General features: G+C 40.6%; 5 protein-coding genes. All 5 read right to left on the reverse strand.

The genetic code is table 11. The features are described from left to right. Window positions 1–209 precede the first annotated feature (209 nt). The 5 genes from PMG25_RS01700 to PMG25_RS01720 all read right to left on the reverse strand — a co-directional run bounded on the left by PMG25_RS01700 (window position 210) and on the right by PMG25_RS01720 (window position 5147). Window positions 210–335: a hypothetical protein gene (locus PMG25_RS01700; protein ID WP_283765183.1), complete on the reverse strand. Its 126-nt coding sequence runs from the start codon at window positions 333–335 to the stop codon at window positions 210–212. Window positions 336–339: 4 nt separating this feature from the next. Then, a complete protein-coding gene (locus tag PMG25_RS01705) occupies window positions 340–1026 on the reverse strand; it encodes a GIY-YIG nuclease family protein (protein WP_283765184.1) in 687 nt (228 codons plus the stop codon). A gap of 4 nt (window positions 1027–1030) precedes the next feature. After that, window positions 1031–1249, reverse strand: coding sequence for a hypothetical protein (locus PMG25_RS01710; RefSeq protein WP_283765185.1), 219 nt, complete (start codon window positions 1247–1249; stop codon window positions 1031–1033). 158 nt (window positions 1250–1407) lie between these two features. Next, a complete protein-coding gene (locus PMG25_RS01715; RefSeq protein ID WP_283765186.1) occupies window positions 1408–3141 on the reverse strand; it encodes an FtsK/SpoIIIE domain-containing protein in 1734 nt (577 codons plus the stop codon). Between the two features lie 284 nt (window positions 3142–3425). After that, window positions 3426–5147: a hypothetical protein gene (locus PMG25_RS01720; protein ID WP_283765187.1), complete on the reverse strand. Its 1722-nt coding sequence runs from the start codon at window positions 5145–5147 to the stop codon at window positions 3426–3428. Window positions 5148–5399 lie beyond the last annotated feature (252 nt).

Below are 5399 nucleotides of genomic sequence, written 5' to 3' on the forward strand. Positions count from 1 at the left end.
GTTGAGAGAGTAAACCCAAGGCTGGAGGGTTGTTTGGCGGTTTAGGGGATGGCTCGAAGATCAGGTCAATAGCCAGAGTTTCCCCTGGAATTTCCCGGCTAATTTCTACGAATCCCAGGGGTTCGAGCAGTTCTTTGAGGTACTGCTTGGCAAATTGATCGTGGGGTTGGCGCGTCACGACAAGAGAGCGGTTGGATAGGATTGATACTCTATTTTATTACAGTTGGGGCGATCGCCACCGTATACCCTCCCTCTGCTTCTGGGTATAGTGTAATGGGATACTTTATGTTCAGATAATCTTGCAAGGTTTGTGGCTTAATCTCGATCTTCATCATTCCATTAATCATCATCTAAATAAATAATTAAGGGTTTTCTTTCGCGCTTCTGATTATTCAAAAATCCGGTCTTTTTAAGTCTCGCGATCTCAAGCGCTTCTTCGTAGGTGGGATGGGGAGATTCCCAGTAGGAAAAGACTAACTCTGCACCCGATTGAATCGCTTTTGCAATTCTTTTGTTGCCTTTTCCGTTTAAATGTTTTTCCAAGCGTCCGCGTATGCAGTCGTCTGATTTGCCGATGTATTGGACTTCAGGAGATTCCCAGATATGGTAAATTCCTTTGAGATTAGGCTCTATCTCATTAACACAAGTCTCATTAAAGAGTCCTCCTTTGATTTCGTCTTTAGCGAACAATAGAGAATCTGAGTTCTGCCCAACGGTTTTACGGGTAGAAGTCTTAGTGCGAGAAGATAGAGGGGAATTTTTTGATTTTGCAATGGAGGATACAGACTTAAAGCTGTCTAGAGATTTTGAACCCCATTGACGGTTGATGTCATGCAGGTGTTCAATGAGTTGTTTAATATCAAATATTCCTCCTTCACACAAATCTTGAATTTCAGCGAATCGTTCGCGAAGTTCATCCGTTTCACAAGATTTTAATGCTTCAGATAGTTTCTGAATCTCATAGAAACCGTTCAAAGATTGATGAATCCGCCTTTGAAAGGTGACAATTTCTTCTGCTAGGGGCATGATTTTAACCCCAGGTTCTTATGATTTCGTCTAATAACTCAGTAGAAGTTCGCATTTGACCATCTGCTTCTTCTAAGTTTTCCATTAGTTCAGCTAATTTTTGGGTAAGTTGATCGACTTCTGTGGAAGGAATAGTTTGGGATGAACTGCTGACTTGTTCGAGTTGGTCAACCAGTTGGTTAATCTTGCTGCGAAATTCATCGATACTTTCGGATAAGCTCATAAGATTTGCTCCTGTAATTGGAAAGAAAATATGTTATGTCTAGTTGTCATTGCGACCGCAGGGAAGTAATCGCCGAGACTAGCGAGATTATGAGATTGCTTCACTCCACTACGTTCCGTTCGCAATGACTGATCATAACTGATTGAGTAGACATCATATTACTTAGATTCAAAATAGCGCCAGAGGGTCTTTGATATCGGAATTTTTGTTCCTTGAGGTTTGTCCATTTTGGGAACGTTCACAAACAGTTTACCCGCAGAACCATCTAACCAGGCTCGACCGGGAGCATTTTTGGGAATGTCTCCGGCAATGGTATCATATAAAATGCGTTGGCTAGAATCGGCGGAAACTCTAAATACGACTTTTTCTTCACATTGGTCGGTGACTTGTTTGGTAATCACTTCAGTCGTGGGTCGCTGGGTACAATAGAGGACTTGTATCCCATATTTTCGACCTTTGCGAGCATATTGTTTGAGGTATTTTTCGATAGAGTTTTTCAATTTACTCGATTCGTCGGCAATATCAGCCGCTTCATCAATGACCCAGAGAGTACGGTCTATGTCTACCCCTTCTTCCCGAAGTGATTTGAGATTATCAACTTCATGCTCTTGCATCAGTTGTAAACGTTGTTCATATTCTTGTTCATGAATGGTTTCAACTAGCTTTTGGCAATCTTCAGGCGTATCGACAATTTCGACCGCTAAGGGAAGTCTCTTCAGGAATTGGAAATCAACGCCGCCAAAGTCAGCGATATAGATTTTTCGCTTGGGGTTGATATATAAGAATTGGAAGATGAGCCAGTTGATGAAGTTGGTTTTTCCGGAACCGGGTAAACCTGCAATTAGGCGATGGGGAATTTCGGCCCAACTGGAGGTGACTGGGTTACTGTTGTCATCGAGTCCGATGATGTAGGTGTCTGAGGTAATCAGGTGTTTGTATTGGTTAAAGATTTCTTCTGCGGATAGGGTGGGTGGGTTGGTGGTTGTGGTGGATGGGGGAGGAGTGAAGAATTGCAAGAAGCCTTGGATTTCTTCGTAGGTGGTGAGTCGCTGTAGGGGTTTTAAGTGTTCGACTTTGGGATGTTGGGGTTGGAAGATTTTGGCGAGGGATGAATCTTTTCGTAAGACTAAATCGCTGGAATTGGGGTTAGGGTTGGCATTAGTGGAGGCAGAGAGGGTGGGTTGTTGGGGTTGAGAGAAGGTGGAACGGGAGGAAATGGTGGGAAAACTGAGGGAACCATCATCTAAGCTGCTGAGGATGCCACCGGATTGAATGGTGTCTTTGATTAGTTTTTGTTGGAGTTGCTTACCGGTTTCTGTTTGCCAACCTTCCCAGTCTAGAGTGTGGACAAGTTGCACGGTTTCGGTGGCTTTTAAATGCTCTTGGAATCGAGCATCACCGGGTTGAAAGGTGAGAATGGGGGGGATGCGTTTGGTGGTGTTGGGAGTAGTGAGTTCGAGTAGGGTTTGCAGAATGGCAAAGGTATCGGTGGAATTTTTTCCTAATGCTTTGATGTTGTAGGTGAAAAGCTGAGTGTTGGCGTAATGATTTTGATATTTTCTGTAGAGTTGGAGCGCTTGGTTGGTTTCATGGTTTTTGCGATGTTCGCTTTTGTTGAGGCGCTCTACTAAGTCGTCGAGTGCGGGTTTCCAATGGGTGGGTTCGGTTGCAGGGTTATGGGTTTTTAGGGAAATTTCTAAGATTAAGTCTTGATATCCGGCGCGTTGTAGGAAGTTGAGTAAGGAAAAGTCATTGTCTTGTAAATGGGTTTCAAAACTATGGGGTAGGTATCCAGTTAATCCGGGTGGATTGATTAATTCTGCATGTTTAATGACTTCGCCGATGGAATTTATCTCATTAATAGAATAAGCCGCTTCACGAATATCGATCAATCGAAAATCGTAAAACCGGCTGATATTCCCTTTTGTGAGAATAGAGATGATATTGTCACACTTTTCTGTAGAGGATGTATTAATTAGGAGATATAGTTTAGGGGATTGATGCGCTGATTGAGAATACACATATCGCCAAGAAACTACAACCTGAGTACAGAGTTGAATTAGTGATTTCAAAACTATTTGATAATTTGATAATCGCACATCTATCGTATTTATAGAATTTTTCCTATTGACACCTCTTGCCAGGCGAACTTCAAAATATAGACATTTTTTTGAGTTCATGACTGCCATTTATCATTCAATTTGTTTATAATACTATCCAGTGGTTTAATTTTTTCAGCCAGACGATCAATTTTTTGATCAATTTTTTCATGTTTTCTTTTTATGCGTTTTTTTTCTGATATATATATAAATATAAGTATGAGTATGGGGATAGATATAGACATGAACAAGAATAATCCTACTAATAAATATTCCAAAATTGTAGACTGCAAAACTGTTTCGTTTCCAATCCAATCAATTAATTTTTCTATAATGTATATAATAATCCACGTAAATATTAGTGTTCCAATCTCAATATTTATTGCTAACATAAGCAAACCGCATCCGCATCCACTCCGTGAAAGGTTCTTTTCTTCATGATTTATTTTGTTTATTTGGAGGTTTATTTCTTCTTTTATTTTTAAAATCTCACAAATAAAGTCACTTTTGATATTCTTTATTAGACTTGAAATTTTCCGTAAATTACTATAATTATTTGGTACTAAACCCAGATTTAAATATTTTGTTTCTAAAGAATACAAAGTCTCAGGATGATAAGGAATTTGATCACACAAGTAACGGACTTCATTCAGGATTTCATTAAAAAGATTGATGTTATAATCGATTTTGCATTGCTCTTTTTTTACTAGTTCGATTTTCTGTTCAAGTCTTTCAATCCATTCTTGAGGTTCTTTCAGATACTTGTCCTTATTCGCGATCAAAAAGCTATTTATAGAAGAGTCACTTGAAACTTCTATTCCTGATGCAAAGATTGCAGACATATCATAGCATCGTTCCTTGAGCAACTCTATACTATCTTCTATCTCCGGAATGGTCATTCTTTCCAAAAGTACAGTGTCAACATTAATTTCTATAGGCTGGTCTAATAAAATTGCCTGAGTCAGCTTTTGCAAATCACTGTCTTCACTTTTCTCTTCTTTCAAGAAACGGATCTTGAGAGTTTCCCCCAATGTTGTCTTAAATTTTTTATCTTTGGATTGAGAGTACGATCGAAATATTGCCTGAGCTTTTGTAAAAGACTCTTGTCTAACGGTTGGGTTATAGGCACTTAACCCTAACTGGACTCCTCGAAGTTGAGTAAGGTGAAGAACATCTCGGACAAGGTTTAAGTAATTAAAGTGCCCAAGATTTTCATTAAATAATTCTGATATTGGGCCATAAGCCCAAAACTCTAAAACCCTTTCATATTCTGCGGTGGTCTGTCCTCTAGTATTGGCTGGTTTGATTTTAGTTATTTGTGCAATTTGCCGGTCTAGAAGTTCATTTTGAATTCGTCTAAGCGGCTCAGATAAGTTACCTCCTTCAGGATGCTGGATATTGTCTGGAGAAAATCCAATTTCTTTCAAGGCTTCTAGGGCAGCCCAAGCGGTGAGATCGTTTTTTCGACTTTGAACTTCAGCACAGAGGAGCTTTAATAATTCTTGGCTTTCTTGAGATTCACAAGAGGCTAAGGCTTGCTTGTAGGGTTGGGCAACTTTCCCTAAGCTTTGAATGGCTAGAGCGCGAATGGGGGCGCTGGTGGAATTGCGGATGACGGTGATGAAGGAGCGGATAGCTGTTTTGGGGTCGTTTTCGGCGATGGAGAAGAACATCTCGACGCGATCGCCCACATTAGCCATACTGTTAAAACACAGACTTAGATCGGCAGCGTTATTAATCGAAATCGGTTGCCCAAGATGGGAGTTGAGCGATACCGGCTGAATCTCTGAGAAGTCCATGGCTCTACACCTGGGTGTATATTCAGTAGCTTACCCTAGAGTATAGAATAAGTCTCAGTTTAGTTGGCTGTCAAGGTTTGTCTATCAGATTTTGCCCTTTCCCAGGGGAGAGGGCAAATGTTTCGGTTGTGGCTGACAGGAAGGGAATTTATTTCCAAAGGATATGTTTAAGATGGGCGATCGCCAAATCGCTCCAACAACTCCTCACGGGATAACTGCAAACACAAAGGCATAAACTCATCCGGAGACAAG

This window comes from Roseofilum capinflatum BLCC-M114, assembly GCF_030068505.1.
Lineage (GTDB): Bacteria > Cyanobacteriota > Cyanobacteriia > Cyanobacteriales > Desertifilaceae > Roseofilum > Roseofilum capinflatum.

What these genes read in the sequence shown, in the direction of transcription:
- PMG25_RS01705 (WP_283765184.1), bottom strand. Translation starts at nt 1,026, where the DNA reads ATGCCCCTAGCAGAAGAAATTGTCACCTTTCAAAGGCGGATTCATCAA.
- PMG25_RS01700 (WP_283765183.1), bottom strand. Translation starts at nt 335, where the DNA reads ATGATGAAGATCGAGATTAAGCCACAAACCTTGCAAGATTATCTGAAC.
- PMG25_RS01710 (WP_283765185.1), bottom strand. Translation starts at nt 1,249, where the DNA reads ATGAGCTTATCCGAAAGTATCGATGAATTTCGCAGCAAGATTAACCAA.
- PMG25_RS01720 (WP_283765187.1), bottom strand. Translation starts at nt 5,147, where the DNA reads ATGGACTTCTCAGAGATTCAGCCGGTATCGCTCAACTCCCATCTTGGG.